This is a genomic window from Mesorhizobium sp. CNPSo 4671, assembly GCF_057784245.1.
Window position 1 is genome coordinate 25,569 of record NZ_JBWLUW010000025.1, and the last position, 25,905, is coordinate 51,473.

The 25,905-nt window shown below is 56.7% G+C and carries 18 protein-coding genes and 5 pseudogenes; 7 read left to right on the forward strand and 16 right to left on the reverse strand.

Annotated elements, in window-relative coordinates:
• Positions 1-38 precede the first annotated feature (38 nt).
• From AC04SF_RS34950 to AC04SF_RS34970, 5 genes and pseudogenes are all read left to right on the forward strand, one after another.
• On the forward strand, positions 39-1,067 hold the full coding sequence (locus AC04SF_RS34950) for an NAD(P)-dependent oxidoreductase (protein ID WP_488481488.1): 1,029 nt from the start codon (positions 39-41) through the stop codon (positions 1,065-1,067).
• 158 nt (positions 1,068-1,225) lie between these two features.
• Positions 1,226-1,551: pseudogene (locus AC04SF_RS34955) on the forward strand (Lrp/AsnC family transcriptional regulator); the annotation flags it as partial.
• A 269-nt stretch (positions 1,552-1,820) separates the two neighbouring features.
• A pseudogene (gene istA, locus AC04SF_RS34960) lies at positions 1,821-3,387 on the forward strand (IS21 family transposase).
• A pseudogene (gene istB, locus AC04SF_RS34965) lies at positions 3,320-4,048 on the forward strand (IS21-like element helper ATPase IstB). Before istA ends, istB begins: the two co-directional pseudogenes overlap by 68 nt.
• A gap of 178 nt (positions 4,049-4,226) precedes the next feature.
• A pseudogene (locus tag AC04SF_RS34970) lies at positions 4,227-4,513 on the forward strand (acetoacetate--CoA ligase); the annotation flags it as partial.
• 82 nt (positions 4,514-4,595) lie between these two features.
• Here AC04SF_RS34970 and AC04SF_RS34975 read toward each other — a convergent pair.
• The 11 genes and pseudogenes from AC04SF_RS34975 to AC04SF_RS35025 form a co-directional block, all read right to left on the reverse strand.
• Positions 4,596-5,060, reverse strand: a complete 465-nt coding sequence (locus AC04SF_RS34975) for a class II aldolase/adducin family protein (protein WP_488481489.1) — start codon at positions 5,058-5,060, stop codon at positions 4,596-4,598.
• 39 nt (positions 5,061-5,099) lie between these two features.
• Positions 5,100-6,287 (reverse strand): M24 family metallopeptidase, encoded by a 1,188-nt coding sequence (locus AC04SF_RS34980; protein ID WP_488481490.1) that lies wholly within the window; start codon positions 6,285-6,287, stop codon positions 5,100-5,102.
• Between the two features lie 73 nt (positions 6,288-6,360).
• Positions 6,361-7,776: an amidase gene (locus AC04SF_RS34985; RefSeq protein WP_488481491.1), complete on the reverse strand. Its 1,416-nt coding sequence runs from the start codon at positions 7,774-7,776 to the stop codon at positions 6,361-6,363.
• A gap of 163 nt (positions 7,777-7,939) precedes the next feature.
• Positions 7,940-8,848: a LysR substrate-binding domain-containing protein gene (locus AC04SF_RS34990; protein ID WP_488481492.1), complete on the reverse strand. Its 909-nt coding sequence runs from the start codon at positions 8,846-8,848 to the stop codon at positions 7,940-7,942.
• A 429-nt stretch (positions 8,849-9,277) separates the two neighbouring features.
• Entirely contained in the window at positions 9,278-9,493 is a 216-nt protein-coding gene (locus AC04SF_RS34995) for a helix-turn-helix domain-containing protein (protein ID WP_488481493.1), read from the reverse strand.
• 814 nt (positions 9,494-10,307) lie between these two features.
• A complete protein-coding gene (locus tag AC04SF_RS35000; RefSeq protein WP_488481494.1) occupies positions 10,308-10,961 on the reverse strand; it encodes a GntR family transcriptional regulator in 654 nt (217 codons plus the stop codon).
• Positions 10,962-11,186: 225 nt separating this feature from the next.
• Positions 11,187-11,993, reverse strand: a complete 807-nt coding sequence (gene proB / locus AC04SF_RS35005) for a glutamate 5-kinase (protein ID WP_488481495.1) — start codon at positions 11,991-11,993, stop codon at positions 11,187-11,189.
• A 209-nt stretch (positions 11,994-12,202) separates the two neighbouring features.
• Positions 12,203-13,426, reverse strand: coding sequence for an ATP-grasp domain-containing protein (locus AC04SF_RS35010; RefSeq protein WP_488481496.1), 1,224 nt, complete (start codon positions 13,424-13,426; stop codon positions 12,203-12,205).
• A gap of 159 nt (positions 13,427-13,585) precedes the next feature.
• Positions 13,586-13,824 (reverse strand): annotated as a pseudogene (locus AC04SF_RS35015) (IS256 family transposase); the annotation flags it as partial.
• A gap of 656 nt (positions 13,825-14,480) precedes the next feature.
• Positions 14,481-16,094 (reverse strand): M81 family metallopeptidase, encoded by a 1,614-nt coding sequence (locus AC04SF_RS35020; protein WP_488481497.1) that lies wholly within the window; start codon positions 16,092-16,094, stop codon positions 14,481-14,483.
• Positions 16,095-16,338: 244 nt separating this feature from the next.
• Positions 16,339-17,247, reverse strand: a complete 909-nt coding sequence (locus AC04SF_RS35025) for a dihydrodipicolinate synthase family protein (protein ID WP_488481498.1) — start codon at positions 17,245-17,247, stop codon at positions 16,339-16,341.
• Positions 17,248-17,410: 163 nt separating this feature from the next.
• On the opposite strand from AC04SF_RS35025, the gene AC04SF_RS35030 reads away from it, so the two are divergent.
• Entirely contained in the window at positions 17,411-18,118 is a 708-nt protein-coding gene (locus tag AC04SF_RS35030) for a GntR family transcriptional regulator (protein ID WP_488481499.1), read from the forward strand.
• A gap of 45 nt (positions 18,119-18,163) precedes the next feature.
• Here the strand turns inward: AC04SF_RS35030 and AC04SF_RS35035 are convergent, their stop codons facing one another.
• From AC04SF_RS35035 to AC04SF_RS35055, 5 genes are all read right to left on the reverse strand, one after another.
• Positions 18,164-19,006: an ABC transporter permease gene (locus tag AC04SF_RS35035; protein WP_488481500.1), complete on the reverse strand. Its 843-nt coding sequence runs from the start codon at positions 19,004-19,006 to the stop codon at positions 18,164-18,166.
• A gap of 13 nt (positions 19,007-19,019) precedes the next feature.
• Positions 19,020-19,964 carry an ABC transporter permease gene (locus AC04SF_RS35040; protein ID WP_488481501.1) on the reverse strand — a complete coding sequence of 315 codons (945 nt, stop codon included), beginning with the start codon at positions 19,962-19,964 and terminating at the stop codon, positions 19,020-19,022.
• A gap of 29 nt (positions 19,965-19,993) precedes the next feature.
• Entirely contained in the window at positions 19,994-21,544 is a 1,551-nt protein-coding gene (locus AC04SF_RS35045) for an ABC transporter substrate-binding protein (protein ID WP_488481502.1), read from the reverse strand.
• 81 nt (positions 21,545-21,625) lie between these two features.
• Positions 21,626-23,326 (reverse strand): ABC transporter ATP-binding protein, encoded by a 1,701-nt coding sequence (locus tag AC04SF_RS35050; protein WP_488481523.1) that lies wholly within the window; start codon positions 23,324-23,326, stop codon positions 21,626-21,628.
• Between the two features lie 70 nt (positions 23,327-23,396).
• Positions 23,397-24,413, reverse strand: coding sequence for a dipeptidase (locus tag AC04SF_RS35055; protein WP_488481503.1), 1,017 nt, complete (start codon positions 24,411-24,413; stop codon positions 23,397-23,399).
• Between the two features lie 148 nt (positions 24,414-24,561).
• On the opposite strand from AC04SF_RS35055, the gene AC04SF_RS35060 reads away from it, so the two are divergent.
• Positions 24,562-25,815: an NAD(P)/FAD-dependent oxidoreductase gene (locus AC04SF_RS35060; protein ID WP_488481504.1), complete on the forward strand. Its 1,254-nt coding sequence runs from the start codon at positions 24,562-24,564 to the stop codon at positions 25,813-25,815.
• Positions 25,816-25,905 lie beyond the last annotated feature (90 nt).

A 25,905-nucleotide genomic window follows, 5' to 3' on the forward strand; every position in this document is an offset into this window, starting at 1 on the left:
GCGCATCGGCCCATTATCAGAATTCAGGAGGACCAGGAATGAAAGTTCTATGCTTGTGGTACGCCACGGACGCTGAGATCAGCCTGATCAAAGAAGTGCTGCCTCCGGGAACCGAGGTGGTGGCACCGAGAGGCGAATATCTCTCGCGTTTCGACTGCGACTACTCAGACGTGAAGCATCTGGCGCCCGACGCCGATGCGATCATTGCTTTTAGCGTTCCGGAAGGAATCCTACAGATCGCGGAAAAGCTCAAGGTGTTCTCTTGGCTGCATTCAGGCGTAGACGATCTTGGCCTGATGGGCGCGCTGGATCTCTTCAAACAGCGTGGCGTCAAGCTCGGAAACATTCGCGGCGCGAACGCGGTTGCGGTTGCGGAGCAAGCGATGATGTTCGTACTAGCCCTTGCAAAAAAGACTCTTCTCAAGCACCGGGCGACGGAAGAAGGCAGGTTTCTATTCCCTCTTTACGATGACCAATACCGGTCGGGGATGCTACACGGTCGCACAATCGGTGTGATTGGAGTTGGAAATATCGGCGGGCGAATCGCCAAACACGCCAAGGGGTTCGACATGGAGACCCTCGGCGTCCGTCGAAGCAAAGGCGGCCCCCCGGTCGAGTTTTTCGATGCAGTGCACGGGGTCGACGAGTTGCACGATGTTCTGCCGAAGTGCGACTACGTCGTCCTGGCGACGCCTGACACAAAAGAGACGCATCAGTTCTTCGGCGCCGCGCAACTCGCCGCCATGAAACGATCGGCGTTTCTCATTAATATCTCGCGCGGCATGTTGATCCAGGAGAAGCCACTATTCGAAGCGCTCACTTCGGGCACCCTTCATGGTTTCGCAACCGACGTATGGTGGCAGTACAACTACGGCCAAACGTTTCCGATTGGCTGGGGATCTCGCCTTGGAATCCACAAATTGCCTAATGTGATTACATCGAACGATCAGGCGGCAAATGCCGATGACGTGCTCGAGAGGAATATCCGCTGGGGCTCACAGAATCTGGCTGAATTTGTATCGGGCACATTGATGAAGCGAGAAGTGAGGCTCGATCTTGGGTACTGAGCCGGCGTGGATGTTCTTTTAAAGGGCAAGGACATCCCGTCACACAATGACCTTGCAGGGTGCAACTGCACCTTGGAACGGCGGCGAGACATAGCTCGTAGCCAAGGTGCGCAAATGTGGAAAACTTCAGCGTGTTCGGGGGTTCGCCGGATATGGTTGTGAAGCTTGATGCTATCGATCTTGGTATTCTTGATGCTATCCAGCGCGTTGGCCGGATCACCAAACTCGCGCTCGCGGATAAGGTTGGCCTGTCGCCGACACCCTGTTGGATGCGGCTGCAGAAGCTTGAAAGGGCCGGCATCATCACTGGCTACCATGCTCGTCTCGATCTGAGGAGAATGGCCCCTGTTGCAACCGTGCTGATGGAGGTGACCCTCTCCAACCATCGCCAGGCGGATTTCGACCGTTTGATCGCGCAATCAAGGCCTTCGATGAGGTTGTATCCTGCTGGTCCGTCGGCGGTGGCGTGGACTATGTCATCAAAGATGAAATGCCGCGACCACATATCGTCGCCCCTTGAATCGAAGAACGACCATAACGAATTTTCGCAACGTTTGAGCGGTAGGAACGCGGTAGCGCTGCCCAATCGTGACCCCTTCCACCAATGGTCGAACGACAGTCCCGGTCCCTTTTAGTCTGTGAATCGGCGTGCAAAATTGACCCCATAAGGCGGGGAATCGGCGTCCAATTTTGACCCCCCTGATGCTTTGATTTGCGACCATCAGCTCGTCGTGGCGAGCGGATGGTGTGGGGATGAAGTCGGTGGATACGATTGCCCGAGTTCGGCGCGCCTTCCATGTGCAGGGATGGTCGCTCAAGCGGATTTGCCGCGAACTGCATGTGTCGCGCAACACCGTCCGCAAGATACTCAGATCCAATGAGACATCGTTCTCCTACGAACGCGAGCGGCAGCCCAAGCCGAAGATCGGTCCGTGGCAGGATCAGCTTGACGGGTTCTTGAATGGCAACCGTGGCAAGGCGGCGCGCGAGCAACTGACACTGATCCGGATTTACGAAGAGCTTTGCAGTCTCGGTTACGAGGGTGGCTATGACGCCGTCCGCCGCTACGCGAAGAGCTGGGCGAAGGCGCAGGGGTCGGCGACGGCGGACGCCTATGTGCCGCTGTTCTTCGCGCCGGGCGAGGCCTACCAGTTCGACTGGAGCCACGAGATCGTCCTGATCAACGGCGTGACGGTGACCGTGAAGGTCGCCCATGTCCGGCTCTGCCACAGCCGGATGATGTTCGTCAGGGCCTATCCGCGCGAGACGCAGGAGATGGTGTTCGACGCCCATGACAGGGCCTTTGCCTTCTTCGGCGGCGCCTGCACGCGCGGCATCTACGACAACATGAAGACGGCGGTGGAAACGATCTTTGTTGGCAAGGACCGCCAATACAATCGCCGCCTCCTGCAGATGTGTAGCCATTATCTGGTGCAGCCGGTCGCCTGCACGCCAGCGTCGGGCTGGGAGAAGGGTCAGGTCGAGAACCAGGTCGGGCTGGTGCGCGAGCGGTTCTTCACGCCCAGGCTGCGCTTCAAGACCTATGAGGAGCTGAACGCCTGGCTGCAGGACAAGTGCGTCGCCTACGCCAAGGCGCACCGTCACGTCGAGCAACCGGAACGAACAATCTGGAACGTGTTCGAGGAAGAGCGCGGCAAACTGGTCGAGTATCGCGGCCCCTTCGACGGATTCCACACGGTGCCGGCCTCGGTGTCGAAGACCTGCACGGTTCGCTTCGACACCAACAAATACTCGGTCCTGTCGACGGCCGTCGGCCGCCCGGTCGAGATCCATGCCTATGCCGACAGGATCGTCATCAGCCAGGACGGCGTGGTCGTCGCCGAACATGCCCGCTCCTTCGGGCGGAACGAGACGGTCTACGATCCCTGGCATTACGTCCCTGTGCTTGCCCGCAAGCCCGGAGCGCTGCGTAACGGCGCGCCGTTCCAGGACTGGGTTCTGCCGTCGGCCATGGAGCGTATCCGACGCAAATTGAAGGCGGCGCATGATGGCGATCGGCAGATGGTGTCGATCCTGGCCACGGTGTTGACCGACGGCATCGATGCCGTGGAAGCCGCCTGCCAGGAGGCGCTCGATCAGAATGTCTGCTCATCCGCCGTCATCATCAACATCCTGGCGCGGCAGCGCGATCCGGCGCCGGCAGTCACCATTCTCACCCCGGACGCTCTTCGCCTGCAGCACGAACCGCAAGCCGACTGCGCCCGCTACGACAGCCTCAGGAGGGCAAGCTGATGGAACGCACGCAGGTTCTGGAACTGATGGGCACGCTGAAGCTCTACGGGATGCGGGGCGCCTATGACGAGGTCATGGCGACAGGCATCAAGCGCCAGCACGAGCCGCCGAGGATCGTCGGCGATCTGCTATCGGCCGAGATCGCCGAGAAGCAGGCCCGCTCCATCAAATACCAGCTCACCGTCGCCAAGCTGCCGATCGCCAAGGACATCGATGAGTTCGACTTCGACGGCACGCCGGTCAATGAGGTGCTGGTCCGGGACCTTGCCAACGGCACCTTCGTCGCCGACCAGCGCAACGCCGTGCTCATCGGCGGCACCGGAACCGGCAAGTCGCATCTGGCAATCGCCATTGCCCGCGCCCTGATCCGCAACGGCTCACGTGGCCGCTTCTTCAACGTCGTCGATCTCGTCAACCGGCTCGAGACCGAGCACCGAAGCGGCAAACAGGGCCGTATCGCCGACTACCTCACCCGGCTCGACTTCGTCGTGCTCGATGAACTCGACTAGCTGCCCGTCGCACAGGCCGGCGGGCAATTGCCCTTCCACCTGATCAGCAGGCTCTACGAACGGACCTCGATCATCGTCACCACGAACCTGGCGTTCGGAGAATGGCCCGCCGTCTTCGGCGACGCCAAGATGACGACAGCGCTCCTCGACCGTCTCACCCATCATTGCGAGATCATCGAGACCGGGAACGAGTCCTGGCGCTTCAAGAACCGCGCCTGATAACCCCATCAAGCTGCCAAGCGTCGTCCGCGCTCGCCCGGGCTGCGCAACCCTGACCAGCTCCGCCCGGGCGAACGCTGACCGCCGCGCATTACATAAGGGGGTCAAAATTAGACGCCGATCGGGGGTCAGTTTTGGAAGCCGTTTGACATTTAGTCTAATTGGCGGTCTGGGATTTCTGCTGGCCGAGCACGGTCCCGAGAATGCATTGTTGTTCCGCGGCGAGGATAAGGTGAGCTACCGCTTGGATCTGGGACGAGGCCCACCTCCACCCTCTCGCAGCAGGGCTTGCGCGCCTTGGAAACCGGCAAAGGCGACGGCATCTCGGCGATGACGCGCGCATGCCGGAGACCATCTCCAGCACGAGAGGCCATCTGGTCGTCCTGTTCGCCCGATTTCGGCGAGCAGGGCGTGCTCGACCCCTTTGGCCAGATTGAACCGAAGCTGTTCATCATGTGCGATGCCTCTCCAAGGATATCTCCTGCGCATGGGAGGGGGCCGAACCGTCAGTGGTTGGTGGCCGAGATTGGTGTCAGTCGTGAACGTATCAGCGGATAATCGACTTGATAAATCCGCTGAGCCTCTTGCTTTCGGGATGGTCAAATATGCGATCCGGGGGACCGGATTCCACGATGGTTCCGTCTGCGATAAAATGCACCACATCCGCAAGCTTGTGCGTGTGCGTGTGCAGGACGCACTTGATACCGCGGCGATGGATCGGCGCGTGAATGCAAACGGCAGAAAGGTTCGCGATACCGTTGCCGGCGACCACAGCACCATCGAAAGATACTTCTATAAGGTTCGAAGCCTTCACCTCTGACCAGTGAAGTCCAAAGGCGTTGAGATAGAACCGATCCAGTTCGCCTGGCACGGCGAGTGTGAAATGATTGTCGATGCCTTCAATGAAGTTGTCCTTCACTGCCAGGCGATGAGCGGCCGCAAGATCGCGCCGGGCTTCGCCCTGAGCTTCCGACATGGAGGGATGCGAGCTGACGGTCTCGTGTGCGTTCATCGGTTGTCCTTTCATGAGACGCTATGGCCATGGCGCGGACTACGCAGTGATTTCAAAAAGGTCTTTAGGGGCGTTATGCAGGATTTCAGCACCGGTCTCGGTGACCAAGATGTTGTATCCGTAGGAGATGGTGACGCCTTCAAACTGCGATATCGATGGCTCGAGGGAGAAGATCATCCCAGGCTCTAGAATGGTTTCGTCGCCCACCAAAATATCCGGGAATTGCGCGAAGGTCGGAGGGTAAGACAGGCCCATACCAAAACCGGCGCGGGCCACGATATAATCGGCGTAGTCGCCCCTGATCTCTCTGCTCAGGCGGTCGATGTCCGAAGCCGAAGCGCCGGGCCGGATCAGCTCGAAAGGCCGCCAAAACGATTCGTAGTTGATTTTCCAGAGGTCGAGCAGCCGGTCGGACGCCTTACCTGCCACCACGGTTCGGCAGAGGTTGGAATTGTAGCGTTTCCAGGATCCCGTGAACTCAAAGAGGATCGGATCACCGGCTTCAATGATTTTCGAAGATGGGACGGCGTGGAATGTGCCTGAACGCCACCCCGAAGCGATAATGAAAGGCAGCGTGGGATATTCGGAGCCAGCAACTGCCAATTTCGACTGTACCGCTGCCAGCACATCTAGTTCGCTAATGGCCGGGCGAAGAATCTCGGCCATCGCCTCCAGAGCGAGGTCGGAGAACCCGGCTGCCTTCCGCATATATTCAATTTCGGTCGGTGATTTAATGGTGCGCAGCTGCATGATCTTCTGCGTCACGTCGACGAATTCAACTTCTGGAAATGCCACTGTCAGGGATTTGTAGAGATCGGCCCGAAGATACCAATTGGCCATTTCGAGGCCGACCCTCTTGCCTGCTGTTGCACCAAGCGCGCGCAATTTGTCGATTGTCAGCTGGACGGGATCGTGACCGTGCGTCCAGATGATAACTTCCGAAATCCAGCACTGGAAAACGGTGAGCTCTTTCTCAGCTTTATGAGTGAGCAGCGAAGGCTCCTTCGCTCCAGTCTGGAAAAACACGCACTCATACAAATAGATCCCGAGGGGATCGAAGCCTGTGAAATAATTGAGGCTCTCTGGGGCATGACCGAGATAGATATCGACCTCTTCTTTCTGTAGCATGGCGTCAAGACGGCTGATCCGGTCTTCAAACTCTCGCAGTGCGAATGTCAGGACCTTGCCATTGGGATGTTGTTTCATGTCGTTCGTTTGCGCGGACATCGGTCCTCAATCCTGGTTGGTGAACGCACCTCTCCAAATGGTGAGATGGCACGTTGAAACTTGTGGGGGTCTATCAGCTGGTCATCTGCACGGCTGGCGGCGTTAGCCGTCCCAAACGCTTTTCAATCACTCGGGCGGCGCCGAGTACCTTGGCGTCGCGATAGCGAGGTCCGACGAGCTGAAGGCCCACGGGGAGCCCGCCGTCGTCCAACCCAGCTGGAAGCGAGGCCGCAGGCTGCTGCGTCAGGTTGAAAGGGAACGTGAAGGGCGTCCAATCGACCCAGCCGCTAAACCCATCAGGTTTGTCCATGCCAACCGGGAAAGGTGGAACCGCAACAGTCGGAGTGACGAGCAAGTCAAAGCTCTCGTGGAAATCGGCCATTTTTACCGACAAGTCGAATCGCGCCTGTTCGGCATCCTTGAATTCGCAGAGAGTGATCCCCTCGCCCCGGATTGCACATTCAAGAAAACCGGGGTCCAGCAGATTTTTCTGCGCTTCGCTCATGCGAGCAATCAGACGTGCGGCGCCTGCAAACCAGAACGTGGCGAATACCTCCACAGGATTGGCAAACCCAGGGTCGATCTCCACTACATCTGCGCCAAGGCTTCGAAGCTGTCCGACAGCGGCATCGGTGACGCGCAGTATGTCCGGCGCTACATCGGCGTAGCCCAGATTACGGCTATACCCGATCCGAATTCCTTGCAGGAACTCGGCGTCGCCCGAACCATCGGCCTTATAAATGACGCCACCATAGCCGTCCCGTGCGTCGGGGCGGGTAATAACATCCATCATCAGCATCGCGTCATCGACCGTACGTGTCATCGGTCCAATGTGGGATAGAACCCCCATGGCACTGAGCGGCCACTGAGGCACGTATCCGAAAGTCGGCTTGAATCCAAAAATGCCGGTAAAGCTCGCGGGGATTCGGATCGAGCCACCGCCGTCGCTACCTTGGTGAAGAAAGCCGAGATTCATAGCCGCTGCCACGGCCGCACCACCGGACGATCCCCCTGGTGTCAGCTTCGGATTCCAGGGGTTGCGCGTGATGCCGGTCAGCGGACTATCCGTTGCTCCCTTCCAGCCAAACTCCGGTGTCGTTGTTTTTCCGAGGATGATTGCTCCAGCTTCGCGCATGCGGGCAGCAAGGGGGGCATCCTGATCCCACGGTCCAACCGCGCTGGTTGCGGCGGAGCCTCGCCGGGTCGGCATTCCGCGGGTCAGTGTAAGGTCTTTGATCGTTGCTGGCACGCCATCAAGCACGCCGATCGGCCGCCCCTTGTGCCAGCGCTCCTCAGACCGCCGGGCTGCCGTCAGGGCGCCATCGGCATCGATATGACAAAATGCATTTAGATCGGCGTTGACCGCATCTATGCGGTTAAGACAATCCCGGACGACCTCTACTGGTGAGATCGTGCCGGCTTTATAGAGTTCGAGGCAATCGCGAGCCGTCAGGGTCCGAAAGGTCCCCGAACCTTTGCTTACGTTCATTTTATATCGCGCTTATGTTGGGTCAGCGGCGTCTTGCGGCTTTAAGGATTGCCGAGTTACCGTATGACGTTCCCCGTTTTTTTGATCCTAGGAACGACGGAGGCCATTCGTCAAATTCATAGTTTTTGCCTTTTCGACAAAAGAATTTTGTCGACATCAGCTCTCATGCTACATGGTCGTCGGTGTAGCGGACCATAATCTCAGCCTTGATCCAGGAACTGAACGCCGCCACTGTGGGCGTTTCCGCCTTGGCCGGAGATGAAACGAGATAATAAGATCGGCGGCCTCTAAGCACGAGATCAAAGGGCATCACGAGCATTCCACTCTCCAAAGCGGCGCGGCATGTGAAATGGTCGCCGAGCGCCACTCCCTGTGAGTAAACAGCCGCGTTGAAACAGAGGTTCCCGTCGTGGAAGGTGATGCCCCTGTGGGCCAGAAACGGATCAACCCCAGCTGCCGTCAGCCAGATCTCCCAATCGGTCTCATCGCCAAGGATATTTAATAGAGGCACACTGCTCAAATCCTTTGGATCTTTGAACATTCCATGCTGATGGAGAAAAACTGGGCTGCATACCGGAGATATCCGGATGTCGACCAGGTGGGAGACGGTCATCTCGGGCCAATGGCCGGTTCCAAAGGTGATAAATACATCGACGTCCTCATTAGCGACGTTCTCCAGAAGTGTCTGTGTCTTAAGGATGATTTTTACATCTGGGAACGCTTCGTTGAACTTGGCTATGCGACTGCAAAGCCATCCGCCAGCGAAACCCGGGGTGCTGCAAATGGTGAGGTTACCGCTCAAGCTCTTGTTAGCATAACGTTGCGCTGATCCCGAGATCGTGTTGAGCGCTTGGCGCACATCATGTGCATAGGCCAAGCCTTCCGCAGACAACGCCATACGCGTGCCGGTCCTAGATAATAGTGGAAAATTCAGCTCGCGCTCGAGTAAGCGGAGTTGGTAAGTCACCGCGCTTCGCGTTTGAAAAAGCTCGTTCGCGGTCTCTTCAACTGACCCTGTCCGAGCGAAGCTGGTGAGCACGCGAAGCGCTTGAATGGACGGATAGTGTTTCATGAAACGGAACCGAGTCTACATTCGCGCCCGCCTAACGACGATGATGAGACTTATACAATCATTTAAGGGAACCGACCACCTGACCGACGGGTCTACAAAGCAAAGTCTCTGCGTCCGAAGACTCGCAGGACTTTTAACGATGCCTTCTAATGAAAAAGGATCAGAAAAGACGGTTGTGGCTTCAATAAGCAGCTTATGGCAACGAAACACCTTGGCTCACCCGGATCTGAAGTGAGATGTGCGCTTTGAATGGCGCGTGGCGCGACGAGGCGCGCTGCCGAGCTTTGGAACCCAGGTGTGGTCATTGCCAAGATTGTCGAAGATTGCCGCATCCAGTCCCACACTGCCTTTTTACGCAACTGTGGAAGCACAAAAAGCGCACATCTGATATCACCAAGCGACAGGCAGCTATCTCGATTTCCTTACCGCTCAATCAATTGCGAGCGCCCGATTGTATGGTCGCGAATGGCGAGTTAATTCCAATTGGCCGCGTCGCAGACTGCTGGTTGATTCACCGAAGTGGTCACGAAAACATTTTGAAAAATGCGATGATGAGACGAAACCGCAAGCAACTGCCACCTGCAACACGGACATATCGGTTAATTCGTGCGCCCGCGCCATTCTCAGCAAAAGAGAGTATCGCACCGGCGTCGCCTTGCGCGAACAAAGAGGCGCTCGATTTGCCGGCAAGAAAGGCTCTGCAGTCGCGAAATAGCGTGAACCGTCAACGGCTAGATTGGCAGCTTTCCCCCTCGCGCCATCGCTGCGGAGAGAAAGAATTTTTGTGCCAAAGGCGCCCGACGGTGAGGGGAAACCGCATAATGGTGCTTGACGGGCAAGATCGGATTACAGAAGGGATGCGTGCCCGAAGGGGTGAAGACGACCGCGGGCCGGCTTCAGCGAAGTCCTGCAGCCCGGCCCGCAGGGAGACGCTCACCTGATCTCGTCCGGCGCCGATCGGCGAGGCAACGACAAGCCAGGCGCGGCATGCGACCTTCTCATCCGTCGAGAACCACTGCGGTCGCCCCGACGCAGTTCAGGTCTGGGTCGGGATTGTCAGAGCGATGCCAAGAAATGGAGAGATGGAGAGTGCCGAAGAATAAGATTGTTTTGCTCTCTACCAAAACTTCTGCGTGGCATTTTAATTGCATGAATGGAGATTGAAGAACGAAAATACCCAGGAGAGCTGGCCCCCCGTCGCGGACACTTTCCACAAGGTAGAGATAGCAGTGGCCGCGCGCGATTCTCTCAACGACAAACATGCCAGTTAGCGAACAAATGCCGTAAAATCCTATAAAATAAAATTGGAATAACAGCACAAATGTTGTTACCACACATTTTCGCTCCGGAAATTCAAGGCAAGTGAATTCAGTACCTTAACGGACAGCGTTCGCCTTCGTTCCCGTCCAACTGTTCAAAGTTGGACCTGAGCCGTGTGCCGTGGACTGGCGATAGTTGTTTAGGCCAACGACTTGATAACACTATATATATGACCACGAAGATAGTCTACCGCGGCGGAATTGCGCTCAGCGCACAGTCGTAGAAGCTCGCGATGCTGCTCGTCGTCAGCATGAATTCGACCAGACGCTACTACGGGTACTCGAACGAGGTGGCCAGTGCGTAGGTGCATTTTCTCAACAATCGACAATGTTTCAGAACGGTTAGAAGGAATGTATAGGCATTTGTGGAACTTCCAATTCATCTCTCCGCGTTTAGGGCTGTCGTGACAAGTCCGCTCAATTTCATCGAGAACCTCCGAGGCGGCCGATAGGTCTGATTTCTTATAACGTGACAGTGCACGTGATAGAATATCACACTCTAAAAGGATCCTGAGATCTAGTAGTTCGATAACTGTCTCGCGCTTCGCTGAAATGGCGACGGCGCCTTTATGCGTTCTGAAGGAGACCAGTCCTTGCGCCTCCAATTGTCGGAGCGCCTCGCGAACTGGTACTCGGCTCACCTCATAATCTTCTGCAATAGTCTCCTGCACGAGGGAGTCGCCGTCCCGGATTTCACCGCTAAGAATGCGCTCTCGCAAAGCCTCAACGAGCATTTCAGGTACACTTTGTCGTCTGATTGGAATTTTTGCTTTCGGCTTGATGGAAGTTACCAACTCTCAGTCCCTCTTCGTGCATGCTTTCGTTCGAAGTTCGAATGGGTATCACATCGTTTGAAGTGTAAATGAGTGGTGACCTGACTCCATGTTGTATCAAGTGGACCGACCTCCACTGGGCCATTGCCACCAAGGCGGTGGTCACTACAGGAGATGGCTGCCTCTCAGCACTAGGCGCTCTCCCAAACGATGATCGCTCGAGCAATTCAAACGGCGGGAGTTTCTTCAACGGCCTCCGCGTGCTGCTGTCTCCTTGCCGAGCGGAATAAACCATGTTGATGGCGCACCGTTCTCGATGGCGGCGAGCGGGTAAGATTTGTTTCCTTTCGCAATGACCACGTTGCAGCCCGCGTCCATGGGTATCCTTGCTGCCATCAACTTTGTCACCATGCCCCCAGAACCGTAGCGCCCGGGGGAAAGGTCCGCCATGGTTTCTATCTCCGGGGTAATGCACCGCACCTCTGGGATGATACGAGCCAACGGGTTGTCGTGTGGGTCTTCGGTGAAGAGGCCATCTACGTCGGAAAGCAGAATGAGAACGTCGGCCTTCGCAATTTGCGCGACCCGTGCCGCCAGCCGATCATTGTCGCCAAGACAGATCTCGGCCGTTGCGGTCGCGTCGTTCTCGTTGATGACGGGTACGGCGCCAACTTTGAGAAGTTGTTGAAGGGCCGACCGCGCATTGAGGCGGCAACGCCGGTTGTCTATATCTGCGCCGGTCAACAGAATTTGACCCAGCCCAAACCCATGGCGTTTCAAACTCTGTTCATAAGCGAGCATCAGTCGAATCTGACCAATAGCAGCGGCTGCTTGCTTCTCCTCAATTCGCAAAGATCTATCCAACTGCTTGAAGTGGGATGATCCAAGTGCGACAGCACCGGAGGTGACGATGATCACCTGTTGGCCGCGTGCGAAAAGTCGTGCGACATCCTTTATCAATGTCTCAAGCCAAGGACCGCGCACCTCTCCGGTCTCTATATCGGCAACCACTGCGGAGCCAATCTTCACGATCAGTCGACGAGCTGAAAGCAATTGATCCCTCCTCGTCGCAAGACATTTCTCTCTAATCTCTTCTTGCATTTAACAGCATTCAGTTCCACGAGCGGTCAGGAACAAAGTCCGGCATCTCGTCGACTTACGTCTTTCTCGTTCTCAATTGCATCAACGTTCGGACGGCGATTACTTACCAATATGACGCCGCCCTGCCCCTGGTGCGGAAAGTTGAGGGCGGCTGATTATTTCTATTCGCCAAGGGTCGGAAATGGTGCGATCGACCAATCGATTAGATCAACGGCACGCTGAAGTGTCGTTTCGGTTAGAGCACGGCTGGGTGAGGCGGCGATAACATGTCCGATCCAGTCCCGGTGATCGCCTTTCCTGCCGATCGGCGTATTGGGTCCAAAATAGAATTCAACCTCGGCGACGCCTGGTACAGCAGTTGCCCGATTGTCGCCGTCGATCCAATCAAGGGTGCCATCGCGATCAGGAACCAGGATTCGCGCAGCCGCAACCTGCGAATGCCTTTTGCGCAGGCTCCATTGGTCGCCTATGACAAGCTTTATGTGCTCGGTGACGAGATCGAGCCCGTAAGTCAGCTGAACCAGCTGAGGACCGGGCGCGCCACCAAGACGCGGATTAACTTCAATGACGACCGGGCCACGCTTCGTCCACCGGAATTCTATGCAGGTTGGCCCCCAACCAAGCCCGAGAGCCCGCAAACAGCTCAGCGAGACATCGACTATCCGCTCTTGCTCTTCATCAGTCAGTAGGGCCGGTAGGGTGAACTCACGAAACACGAAATACGGTTCGGGGCCGAACTCACCGGCGCAAATCCCGATGACCTCATCTCCCATTATCTCGGTGCTATAGTATGGGCCTTGTGCGAATTCTTCGACCAGTATTCGCGGCGAAGATTGCCAAATGTGCTTCCCGCCCAACAGATAGGTGGTGTGTTCGGCCAACTCATCGACGTTGCGGCACAATCGGACACCGGTGCTACCGACGCCTACGGCTGGCTTAAGAATTACCGGGAGCCCAATTTCAGCGGCACAGCTTTCTATGTCCACCGCATTCGTTGCCAAGCGATAAAACGGTATTGAAACGCCGGCCTCCGCGAGGAGCTGACGTTGGGTGAATTTGTCGCAACATCGTTCAATCGATGTAGGGTTTGGTCCCGGCAGATCGAAATACCGGCAGAGCTTGCCAACTGTCGCATAGACCGACTCCTTGGCACACGTAATTCCGGCAACGTCATTGGCCGTACCCAGCCGGGAACATTCGCCGATCAAGGCATCGAGATCGTCTGTATCGACACGGATCGCCTCAGCCCCTTCCGCCGCAATATAGTCGTATTGAGCGGGATCAGCCGACAGGGTAATCGGATGTAGGCCAAGACGCTGGGCCGCCTGGATGTACAACCGACCTGTCCTCGAGCCTTCAACTAGGATAAGCACTCTTTTGGCCATTAGCTTTTGATCCCGTGTGGATGCCGTGCCTCAGTCCAAAACGGAGTCGACGTGGCTTTTTGACGCGCCTAGTCTCAGACCTGTCGCGAAAATATCATCGTCGGCGATTTGCGGTCGTGAAGTTATGTGAATTTATTGTAAACAGCAGTTAATACGGCGTGCTGGATCCTGGGCGAAAACGGTGGCAATGATGGCTGAGACAACCCTGCGGCCGCTCTTGCCGGCATGGGCCGGTACCTTCCTCGTCAAGTGGACCCGCCCCTCTGCCATGTCGCGCACTGCACTTTTGCTAACGAGTGCCTCTATGCCTTCCTGGGCTTGACGTCGCGCAGGCCGCGAAGTGTCACCTTGCGCATGAACTCAGTTCGGCTCGGCCTCGCGCCCGCATTGACGCCGACGGGCGACAACCGCGGCGGCCCTTCAGATAGGTGGCGTCGATCATCAGGTGTGGGCCAATAGCCCTCTCGACCGCTCGAGGAAGACGTCGATCTCCTCGCCAGCCGACAGACCTGGCTCTTGGAGATCCGCTCATGCCCCCCTTGGCCGTGACCCTTGACCAGGTCGTCAACCTACTCGTTTATCGAGATGCCTTGCACGTAGGCTTCCTGGAAATGCGGTCAGCGCCTTCTCGTTCTCTCCTTCCGAAATGGGTTGGCTTCAAAAACCAAACCCAACGGAAAGTGCCGATATTCACGACACGCCGCTCACTCGCCACCAACGGCGCGCTCGCGGGCGGCTACACTACCTGATGGGACATAGCCGGCGGAACTTCGGTGCGACAACCGCGTGACCGCGTGGGTGAAAGGTGCAGCCACCAGGTGGATTGGTGGATTTGGCCGGGCTCGGCACCTCTCCCTCTATGGGCAGCTTCGGCGGATCGCGCGTGGGATCCATTGTTGTAGAAGCAGGGCGAGAAGCGCGCCCCTGTGTAGGTTTGCATGGGCTTTCGAAAAGCGCCCTGCATGGGGCGAGTTCGACGCTGCGGCCTGACCACAGCGCCGTTTCGTCGGTTACTCTGGAATAGACTGATTTTGCGAGCCCGGATCCAAAGTTGTTACTCCAGGCTCTCGGCAACATGAAACCCACTCCGCTGACTGGCCATCGAGATTGGCATCCTACGTACGTCGTGGCGCAGGTTCTTATAGTCGAGAGTGTCATTCCGGCACCAATGCGCTCCAGGGGATTCCACCGTAAGAATCTCTTCGGCGATTGGTGCAAAGTCGGCACGGAAGTGAACTGCGCTTTTGACTGCCACAACCGACTGCTCGCTCGGCTCTATCCCAACCGCCCTAAACAGATCCTGATCGAGACACTGAAAGCGGACACTTGCTACGACGACCTGTACGCTCGATCCAGGGTCAAGGATGAGCAAGCGTGCCATGCGCCCAAGATCTACTTCCACACCGCCCAGGCATGGCCCATTAGCCGTGAACACCCCGTCGGAAAGTGCTTCCACACGAACCCTGGCCAGATATGGTTCCGAATCGTAGTCATAGCGCCCACCAAGTCGAACATTGAGTTCAGCGCCCAGACCTGCCGTGTGGGCTTTTTCAGCCGTTTCTGAATCCCAAAGCAAGCCAAGCACACTATTTCTAAGGCCGCCCTCTACCATACCCTGTAGAAGCCCGATCGTATCCGACGTTCCTCCACAGCCAGGGTTGTCCTGAACATCGGCAAGGACAATCAGTGAACCTTTGCGCCCGTTGCGAGCAGCATGTTCGACAGCTTCCTTTACATCCAGAAGGGACATATGGAACCTTTCTTCAGCCTCCAGGATATCGTTCAGTTGCATATCTGCCGCCTTTGCGACTGCCGCCTCGTCGACTCCATAAGCGACAACTGCTGGCCCGCACTCGCGAATATCAGCCAACGGAAAGCCCAGCGCGACGTCGACGTTTAGAACTGCTCCTCTGACCCGTTCCGGCAGCCCCGCATAGAGCGATAGGCATGGCTCTAGATCAGTACACTGGGCAGGCAGCGGGATCAGGAATGGCGTCTTCCGGAACGCTTTGAAGAAGGGTCTCCCGTGGCGAAGGCGCTGCTCCAGTAAATTGAAGGCGCGCCTGCCAGTATCAGCCAGGTCTATGTGAGGGTAAGTGCGGAAAATAGTAATGCCGTCGCATAGGTCGACCATGGCATCGGTAACATTGGCATGAAAATCCAAACTGATCACGATTGGAATATCTTGCCCGGCGATTTCTCGCACGCGCCTTAGCAACTCCCCTTCCCCGTCCTGATAAGATTCGACGACCATCGCGCCATGCAGGTCTAGATAGATCGCGTCGAGAACACCTGCGCGGGCGGTCCCATCACAGATCATTCCTGCAATACGCTCAAAGGCGTCATCTGAGACGAAGCTAGTTGGTTCCGCAGCGGCCCAGACCAAGGGTATCAACTCATACGTATCTTTCGCAGAGCTGATGAACCCCCCGATGGGAATTTCAATCGGCGGAAAGAGATCGAGAATGGCCGCACCGGTAGTCAGAGCAGGCCAGCCGCCGCCCCGAACGAAATCGTCAAAAGGGGCACCGAACGGAGCAAACGTATTGGTTTCGTGTTGAAAACCAGCGATGGCTACGCGGAGGCGGCCCGATCTAGCGCTGGCGAAGGTTGTCGGCGTTGACTGAACCATATCTTGACCTTTGAACTTCCAGTTGCTGTGTTCCAAACGAGCGGCCACGAGCGGACGTCATGATCCTCTAACTGGTGCCCCGGTAACGGCATGCCGAACGAGACTTGCCTCGTTTAATCACGAATGGGGGCTTGCTCGGCAACGTCCGGGAACAGTATTTCCTGCTGCCCTAGGCTCCTGGCAATTGATTACACACACGAACCTCCCGACCCGAAGCGAACAACCCGAGTCCTAATGCTCGATCGCGCCATGGCGGCACCGGTTTCCTGCCGATCCTAAATCAGGCGGCCTTCTTCACCCGCTTGCCCAATGTCTCGATAGCTAGCTGAATCGTCGATATGACGATGTCACGCTCTTCGCCGACGAGCGGCAAGCGCGGTGCCCTGGTCCATTCAGGGGCCCCGTAGACCAGGTTCTCGGCGAGCTTGATGTACTGAACCAGCTTGACGTGGGTGTCGAGATGGAAGGACGGCGTCAGGATGCGGTAAAGCGCGCGCGCCTCCTCGTACTTGTTTTGGGTGCAGAGGCTGAAGAGCTCGACGCATTCTGACGGCCAAACGTTGGTCATGCCCGAAACCCAACCGGTGACGCCAAGCGCGCAGCTTTCGACGATCAGATCGTCAACGCCGCAGAAGACGCTGAAGCGGTCGCCGAGCTCGACATACATATCGGTGACGCGACGAATGTCACCGGTTTCTTCCTTAACGCAGACGATTTCCGGAGTGTCGACGAGATGCTTGAGAACGTGGACCGTGCAGTCGACGCCGTAGGCGATAGGGTTGTTATAGATCATGATCGGCAGCGACGAAGCACTGGCGACACCCTTGTACCACTCGACCGTTTCGCGATCGTCGGTCTTGTAGCCGAGGCTTGGGAACACCATTAAGCCCTGGGCGCCGAAGGATTCGTAGAGCTTCGCGTTCGCCTTCGCGTTATCGAGTGTGATTTCGGCAAGGCCGGAGAGAACCGGAACACGTCCGGCTACCACTTCAACAGCTCCGCGGATAATGTCTTCACGATCCTTCAGCGACATCGAAGCGTTTTCGCCGAGCATAGGTAGCACAATGACACCGGAAACGCCTGCTTTAACGAGGCGGTCAAGGCTGTCGTTCGTCGCCCGAAGGTCAACCTCGCCATCCCTTGTTAGCTTTGTCGTCACTGCGGGGAATACACCAGCCCATTTTACCATGGTTCTCCATCCATCTGCGCTCTAACTGGATCCAATCTACATGATGACAAATGACGTGTCCACCCTTTGATGTTGCTCTTTTTTGGGTTACCTTGCTACAGGCGACCATTCGCATCGGCGAAAAGCCAGCTTTTCAAATTTGGGTTTTGGGATCCAAAAAACGATGGATAAGATGCTGGAACAGAAGAAGCAGCGCTCGAAATACCGTCTTCAGAGGCAGAGCCTACCAGAGGCGCTGTCGGAGTCTTTGCGGGAACGAATTCTCAGTGGCGAGTTCAAAGAGGGCGACCCGCTCATACAAGAAGCGATCGCAGCGGAATACGAATGCAGCCGAATGCCTGTGCGCGAGGCATTTCGTCAGTTGGAAGCAGCCGGATTGATTGTTTCCAAGATTCACAAGGGTGCAATTGTTTCGACATTGCCATCGGAACAGATCATGGAATTGTTCGAACTTCGGGCAACGCTGGAGTGCGATATTCTGAGCCGCTCCCTAGAGCATCTCTCCGACGAAGACTTGGCTCACTCCGCGCAAATCCTCAAGCGACTTGAGGAGGCATATCACAAGCGGGACATTGCCCGGGTAGGAGCTTTGAACTGGGAGTTTCACCGCAGTCTTTATCGACCCGCGGGACGCGTCCAGACACTCGCCATTCTCCAAGGCATCAATGTCCAGATTGATCGATATATAAGGATTCAGCTACTTTTGACTTCGGGCTTCGAAGAAGCAGAGCGCGAACATCGCCAAATTCTGAGCATGTGCAAAGAACGCGACCAACAAGTCGTGGAGTTTATGCGAGGGCACATAATCCGGGCTGGTCATAACCTTCTGGATGCGCTCAACAAGCGCCGAGTGAGCGATACTGCGGTTTGATCGCGCCTCACGGAGGTGTTGGCATCCCTCTCCCTCCCCAGAAGCTCAATCAGGCAAGGCGAATCGCGGATCGAGCATGTCCCGTGCCCCATCGCCTATCAAATTGATTGCGAGCACGACAACCGCAATAAGCACGCTTGGATAGAGGATCATATGTGGGGCGATCAAGGCAAAGGACCGCCCCTCGGCAACAATGTTGCCCCAACTCGGATGTTCGGGCGGAACGCCAACACCCACAAAGCTCAGGTAAGCCTCATAGAGAATAGCCACCCCGCAGATATATGTGGCCTGCACAGCGATCGGCGCCAACGCGTTCGGCAGGATGTATTTGAACAGAATACGCAGAGGCCCAGCGCCGTAGGACCGAGCGGCCTCTACGAAAACTTGCTCACGGAGTGTCAGCGTTAAGCTCCGAGCCAGTCGCGCGACACCCGGCACTTCCGGGATCGCCAAAGCTACGATCACAGTCAAGACCCCGCCACCAAAGATCGTCGCCAAGGCAATCGCAAGCAGGATTCCAGGTATAGCCATCATGCCGTCCATGATCCTCATCAAGATCTTGTCCGAGAGTTGCCCGGCTCCCGCGACGAGGCCCAGTATCGTTCCGATCATTGTCGCCAGGGCCGCTGTAGCCAATCCGATCACGAGCGAAATCTGCCCCCCGTAAAGCACACGCGCCAGAATATCTCGCCCGAACATATCAGTCCCCAGTAAATGACCGTAGCTAGGTGGCTTGAGCCTTGCATCCGCGGCCATGGACAAGGGGTTAACGCTGGTCAGGATCGGCGCTAAAAAAGAGACCAATACGACCACGACCATAAAAACTGAGGCCGCCAGCAAAGGAGTTGGCATACGCTTTTTATGTCGCCACGAGAGAGAAAACGCCATCGCCAAACCTTCCCTAGGTATATTTAATTCGCGGGTCGATAAACAGATATGATAGGTCGACGAGTAAATTTATAAGAACATATACAAACGAGCTTATCAGCAAGACACCCTGGATCACCGGCACATCCTTGTGTTGGATGGCATCGACCAGGAGACGTCCAACCCCGGGGATTGCAAACACTGTCTCCGTTATCACCACGCCACCGAGCATATAGGCAAATGACATTCCAACTATTGTGACGAGAGGCACGGCGATGAGCCTAAGGCAGTGCCGCATGATAATGGTGCGCTCATCGAGGCCCTTCGCTCGTGCGACCCGAATGAAGTCCTGGTCTAGAATCTCGATCGCACTCGCTCTCGTGATCCGCGTGATCAGCGCGGTTTGCGCGAATCCCAACATGGTCGCCGGAAGAACCACGTGCTTTAAGACTTCCCATGTCCCGCTTTCAAGTCCTGGGAAACCCGATATGGGCATTGATCCAAAATACACCCCGAACGTAAAGATCAGCAAATACCCAATCAAGAAGGCCGGTATCGCCGTCCCAGCGATACCGAAGAACGATACCAGTTGATCGGCAAGGCCGCCCCTCTTTCGCGCAGCCAGCAGTCCCAATGGCACAGCAATAATAACTGAGACCAGAGTTGCTGAGATTGCTAGAATGACTGTCGGTTCGACTCGCGAGAGAATGAGATTCAGTACCGGCTGTTCAGAAAAGATCGAATTTCCGAGATCACCCCGCAGGACGTTCCACAGCCAATGAAAGTACTGGGGTACAATTGGAGCATCTAGGTGAAGCCGCTCTCGGATAGCAGCGATCTGAGCGGGCGACGCATAGTCGCCCGCCAGCACAACCGCCGCATCCCCAGGGCTCAAATAAGTCAGCCCGAATACAACGGCGGTTACGACCCCCATCACCGGTACGATGGAAAGCATTCTGGTGATGAGATATCTGATCATAATACCCTCACGGTCGCAGATGTGGCGCGCTACTTACCCTTTCGCCGAATATTCCAAAAATACACCTCAGCTGTTTCGGGGTTGAATCCTTCAATATCAGCTCTGTAGACCACGGCCGCAGTGTTCTCTCCGGTCATGATGAAGGGCAGATAGGTAGATGCACGGGCCTGGAGTTCACTGGCGATCTTCTTCTTCTCATTATGGTCGGCTGCGCTAATGAATGCTGCACGGAAGTCCTCGATCTTCTTGTCGCAGGGCCAACCGAACCAGGCCTTGTCACAGTTAGAGGCAAGCATGAGATGTGTCAGCGGAGAGGAGGCGGGCTGACCTTCCATGATGTTGGGGAAGAGGTTCCAGCCGCCTTCCGAAGCCGGCGCCTTAGACGTACGGCGCGACGTCAGGGTCGACCAATCCATCGCTTGCAGGTCAACCTGAGCACCGGCCTTTCTCAGCTGCTGCGCCATGTACAGCGCCCTTGCATGGGCTTCAGACCAATCTGTCGGGTCGAGAACCACGATCGGCTTTCCGTCGTAGCCGGCTTCTTCCAGGAGCTTTTTCGCCTTCTCGAAATCGGCTGCCCCTCTATGGCCACTATAAGCGGACTCGTCGCCGTACGTCCCTTCGCAGGTCAGAAACGCATAGCAGGTATGCCAGAATTCCTGGTCACCCACCGCTGCGCGATTGATCTCGGCTTGGTCAATCAGATAGGTAAGGGCCTCACGCGCCTTGACGTTATCGAACGGAGGCACCACGTGGTTTATGACGTACAGGCCTTGCGTGAAGAATCCTTTCGCTACCACGAGGTCCGGATTGCCTTTCAAGGCAAGCGCATTATCCATTGGAGGACCTGGCCAGATGTCTTGTTGCCCTGTCAGCATCTCCGCCATCGCGGTGTTTGCATCCGGCACGTAAGACATTTCGATCTTGTCGAAAGTTGCCTCTTTCTTGCCCGCAAAGAAGCTCGGCGGATCATTCCTCGGAACGTAATTGGGATTTTTGGTATAGATGCGCGTCTGCCCTGGCTTCCATGACGAATAGTCAAATTGATAAGGTCCAGAGCCGGTGGTATCGGTGAGCTGGTCTGTTGGCGGCAAGGAAGCAACCCGCTTGGGCATGATGAAAGCAGGATTCCCGGTGATGCCGGCAAGCGCAGCGGGAACGTCGAACGGCTGGCTCAGCTCAATGCGAAACGTCAGATCATCGACTTTTGACATCTCCTTGAGTCTGGCAGCCAACAACTGCCCGGTCTGGTCCCGGGAAGCCCAGCGCTTCAGGGACTGAAGTACGTCGTCCGTCGTAATTGGACCTCCATCGGAAAATTTCAGACCTTTCCGAAGCGTGATCGTGTAGCTCTTGTTGTCGGCACTAGTATCGACTTTATCAGCCAACTGGGGACGGGCGATGCCGTCTTTGTCGAACTCGAATAATTTGTCGTAGATCAGATAGGCATGAACCAAGGTCGTGCCCGACGTCGTCACTATGGGGTCTACGGTTTTGAGATCTGTGTCAGCAATTACGCGAAGCGTATCCGCCATTGCCGTGCCGGCGAAAAAGGCCCCAGCAAATAACGACGAGAGCATTATCCTCTTAGCCACGCTCTTGCTACTGTTAGCGCTTATCCTCATTTTCATTTCCCCTTTTTCTGGCCATTCACAACAACGTCAGGCAGCGACGGCCGGCGCTTCCTTCTTGTCCCATTCCGGGTCCCAGATCATCACGGTGTGGCCGGGCGAGACCTCGCGATACTGGCGCACGGGCGGCACATAGTCCGCAGGTCGTATTGGGCTCTTAATCTCGTCATTGGTGAGCAGACGCTTCTGCAGGCGCCGCGCTGGATCAGCGATCGGCACTGCCGCGAGCAGCCGTTTGGTATATGGATGCTGCGGATTCTGGAAGATCGCTTCGCGCGGGCCGATCTCAACGATCTCTCCGAGATACATGACAGCGACGCGGTGGCTGACGCGCTCGACCACCGCCATGTCATGCGAGATGAAGAGATAGGCGAGCCCCATGCGGGCCTGCAGATCCAGCATCAGGTTGACGACTTGCGCCTTCACCGAAACATCGAGCGCCGAGACGGCCTCGTCTGCCACAATGAGCTGCGGCTCAAGCGCGAGCGCGCGCGCGATGCAGATGCGCTGGCGCTGGCCACCGGAGAACTCGTGCAACGGATCCTGGAAGATCATCTGCATGCGATTACGCTGCTTGCGCAATTCGTGTTGGCTAAGATTAGGAAGATCGACGCCGTCGAGCAAAATCGAGCCTGAGAGGGGCTCGGTCAACCGCATCACCGCGCGGCCGGTCGTCGACTTGCCACAACCCGACTCGCCGACGAGTGCCAAGGTTTCGCCTCTCTTGACGCTGAACGAGACATTCTCAACCGCGTAGACCCTCCCCTTGATCGAAGAAAACAGACCCGAACGGATTTCGAAGCGTTTGGTCAACCCGGCGACCTCTAGCACGGGGCGCTCTGTCTCCTTGATGGTGTCCGGCACCTCGGCCGGCACGTCGGATTGGCCAGTCGCGCGGTCGACAACCGGGAAGCGCATCGGCCGCCTACGGCCTTTCATCGAGCCGAGTTTCGGAACGGCCGCAAGCAGCGATCGCGTATAGGGGTGTTCGGGACTGTCGAAGATGTCCTCAGTCGGCGCAGCCTCGACCACCTGGCCGTTATACATGACCACCGTGCGGTCGGCGATCTCGGCGACGACGCCCATATCGTGCGTAATGAAGAGGACCGACATGCCCTCCTCCTCCTGCAACTCCTTGATCAACTCCAGGATCTGCGCCTGAATTGTCACGTCAAGCGCCGTCGTCGGCTCGTCAGCGATCAGGAGCTTCGGCTGACAGGCTAGTGCCATCGCGATCATCACGCGTTGGCGCATGCCGCCAGAGAAGCGGTCTGGATATTCGTACAAGCGCGCCTTCGCGCCGGGGATGCGCACCTTCTCCAAGAGCCGAATGGTCTCCCTCTCCGCCTCGGACCGTGATAAGCTGCGATGCAGGATCAGCGCTTCGGCAATTTGAAAGCCAATGGTCAACACCGGATTCAGTGAAGTCATTGGTTCCTGGAAGATCATGGCAATTTCGTTACCGCGGATACGGCGCATCTCGGCATCCGGCAGGCTGAGCAGTTCCTTGCCCTCGAGCTTAATTGACCCTTTGACCTCGCTTGAGCGCTCGGAGTTGAGCCGCATGATCGAGAGCGCAGTCACGCTCTTGCCGGATCCGGATTCGCCGACGACGGCGACAGTCTCTCTCTCGCCGATCTCGAACGACACGTCATTCACAACAGGATTCCAGCGCCCTCCCACTCGGAAGGAGGTGACCAAATGAGAAACTGAAAGGATGGGAGGAGTCATCTGCTGTTTAGGCACCCCAAGAAGTTTAGGTCCAGACCTCCGGAGGTCTTTCAGGTTGAAAGCCACAGGATCACTCTCCCCAGACTTCATGGAAGACACGCAGCCAGTTCAATCCCAGGATCTTGCGTACGTCGTCTTCCTTGTACCCGCGGCGAATAAGCCCCTCCGTCATTCCTAGGAACATTTCGGGCGTTTCAATTTCCGGTGGGTTGTAATGAGGTGGGCGTGGGTAGGCGTCCGGGTTCCAAGACCCCCCGAGAACAGCCTGCTCCCACTGGCTGATCACTGTGTCGAGGTCGGAGAACGGAAGAGTTCCCCACCAGTAATCTAGTCCCAGGCCGACATGGTCGATGCCTATGAGCGCGACGAAATGATCGATATGCGCTATCAGGTCGTCAAGCGACGGGCGCGCCGCGGCGCCGTTGGCAGGCACAACGAACTGCGGGACAGCGGTGATGCCGACAAGCCCCCCTGTGGCCGCTGCTGCCTTCGCTTGGTCGTTCCGGATGTTTCTCTTGCTGGGAAAGACCGCGGCAGAATTGGAATGAGAGAAGACCGCAGGTCTCGTCGTCAACGAAAGGGCATCCATCGTCGTCTTGTAGCCAGTATGGGTGCAGTCGACGACAATCCTGTTCTCATTCAGCCTCTGAACAAGAGCCTTGCCGAACCTGCTAAGCCCGCCGTCGATCTCTTCTTCGCATCCGTCTCCGACGTAATCTTTCCTGTTGTAGGTCAGTTGCACCATCCGCAAGCCCAACGTGTGAAAGGCCTCGACCAGATTAAGCTCTGTCTCGAACGGCCCTGTGCCCTGAAAATGGAACAGGATTCCGATCTGGCCATCGCGCTTCGCCGCTTCGATGTCAGATGCCTTTCGCACCAGCCTTAGGTCTTTTCTGGAGCGTATAGAGTGCAGCCAACTGCCGATCTCCTTTAACGCCGTGACAGGAGAACCATCGCCTACGTTGACAGTCGGAGCTGCGCAAGTAACGCCGCCAGCTTTGTAGGACTCCACATATTTCTTCTGCTCAAGAAGCGGGGCCACAGCATCGATTATGACCGCATCGCGGTGGATTCTTTCGGCGTCCAAGCCATTCCTCCCAGAAAGTTTGCTAGCCGGCCAACGAGGCAGATCAATCCATGTCACTTGGATCCAGAATTGTCAAGGCGTTGTAGATTGGATACAGTTGCCAATATGCATATCGGGTATTCAGAAGAGAGAAAATTAGTTGGCTGGGATGAGTGTCATTGTCGTCGGCGCCGGCATTGTCGGACTGAGTGTTGCCTACGAGGCGCTACAGAGCGGAGCGGCGGTCACAATCATCGACAGAGACCCTGAGGGCGACAAAGCGTCATTCGGCAACGCCGGCGGCATCGCCGTGACCGAAGTGATACCCCTGTCTGTCCCGGGATTGTGGAAGAAAGTGCCCTTCTGGGCTTTGGATCCGCTCGGCCCACTAGCGGTCCGGGTCAGACATACGCCTCAGTTATTCCCGTGGCTTTGGCGGTTCGCAAAAGCGGGCTCAGCATCCGAAGTGCGACGGATTTCCGGCGTGCTCGCGGAGATCAACAGCCGCGTCTATGACGATCTCGTGCCGCTCTTCAACAAGGTAGGCCTTGCGAACGATCTGTTTTGTAAGGGCGCGCTAACGGTCTACGAGAGCGAGAACGGTCTGAAACGCGACAAGCCGGAATGGGATGCAAAGCGTGCGCTCGGCGTTGAGACGCAAGAGCTGTCGGCGTCGCAGGTCAGGGACATGGAACCGGCTCTCGGTTCCATAGTGAAAAATGGGGTATTCATGCCTCAATGGTCGCATGTCTCGGATCCGAAGAAGGTGGTGGATGTTTTGCGCAATTGGCTTGCCGCAAACGGCGCGGAAATCTTCAGAGGCCAGGTTGACCGTTTGACTCCTGGACTGGCTGGGGCGGCGATCACGCTTGACGGCGGCAGGACCATTTGGGCAGAAAAGATCGTCATCGCAGCGGGCGTGTGGTCGGCACAACTTGCCAGGCAGCTGGGGGACCGCGTGCTTCTCGAGAGCGAGCGAGGATACAACACCACGATCGCCTCGTCGGGCGTCGCCCTTGAACGCGAAGTGATATTTGCAGACCGGAAATTTGTGGCGACGCCGCTCTCGATCGGCTTGCGGATTGGCGGAGCAGCCGAGTTCGGCGGAATGAAGGCTCCACCGAACTTCGACCGCTCGAAAGCTCTCCTGACGCTTGCCAAGCTCTATCTTCCGGGTTTCAAGGAAGAGGGAGGCGTGGAGTGGAGCGGTCACCGCCCTGCCACGCCAGATAGCCTTCCAGTCATAGGCCGCTCTGGTCCGAGTCCGCACATAATTTATGCGTTCGGTCACGGTCATCTTGGCCTGACGCAGGGCCCAACAACTGGCAAAATCATCGGGGGCCTCCTGTTCGGACGACAACCATGCCTGAATATGGAGCCTTTTTCTGTGGCCCGCTTCTCTCTAAAGAGGAAGCGTCTATAACTGCTGGACTTTTGCGGCCCGTGCGGCCCGCAAGAGTTCGGCGACGGTCCTACTCGGCGCGACGTTCCGCGTCGATCAGCCACTGTTCTC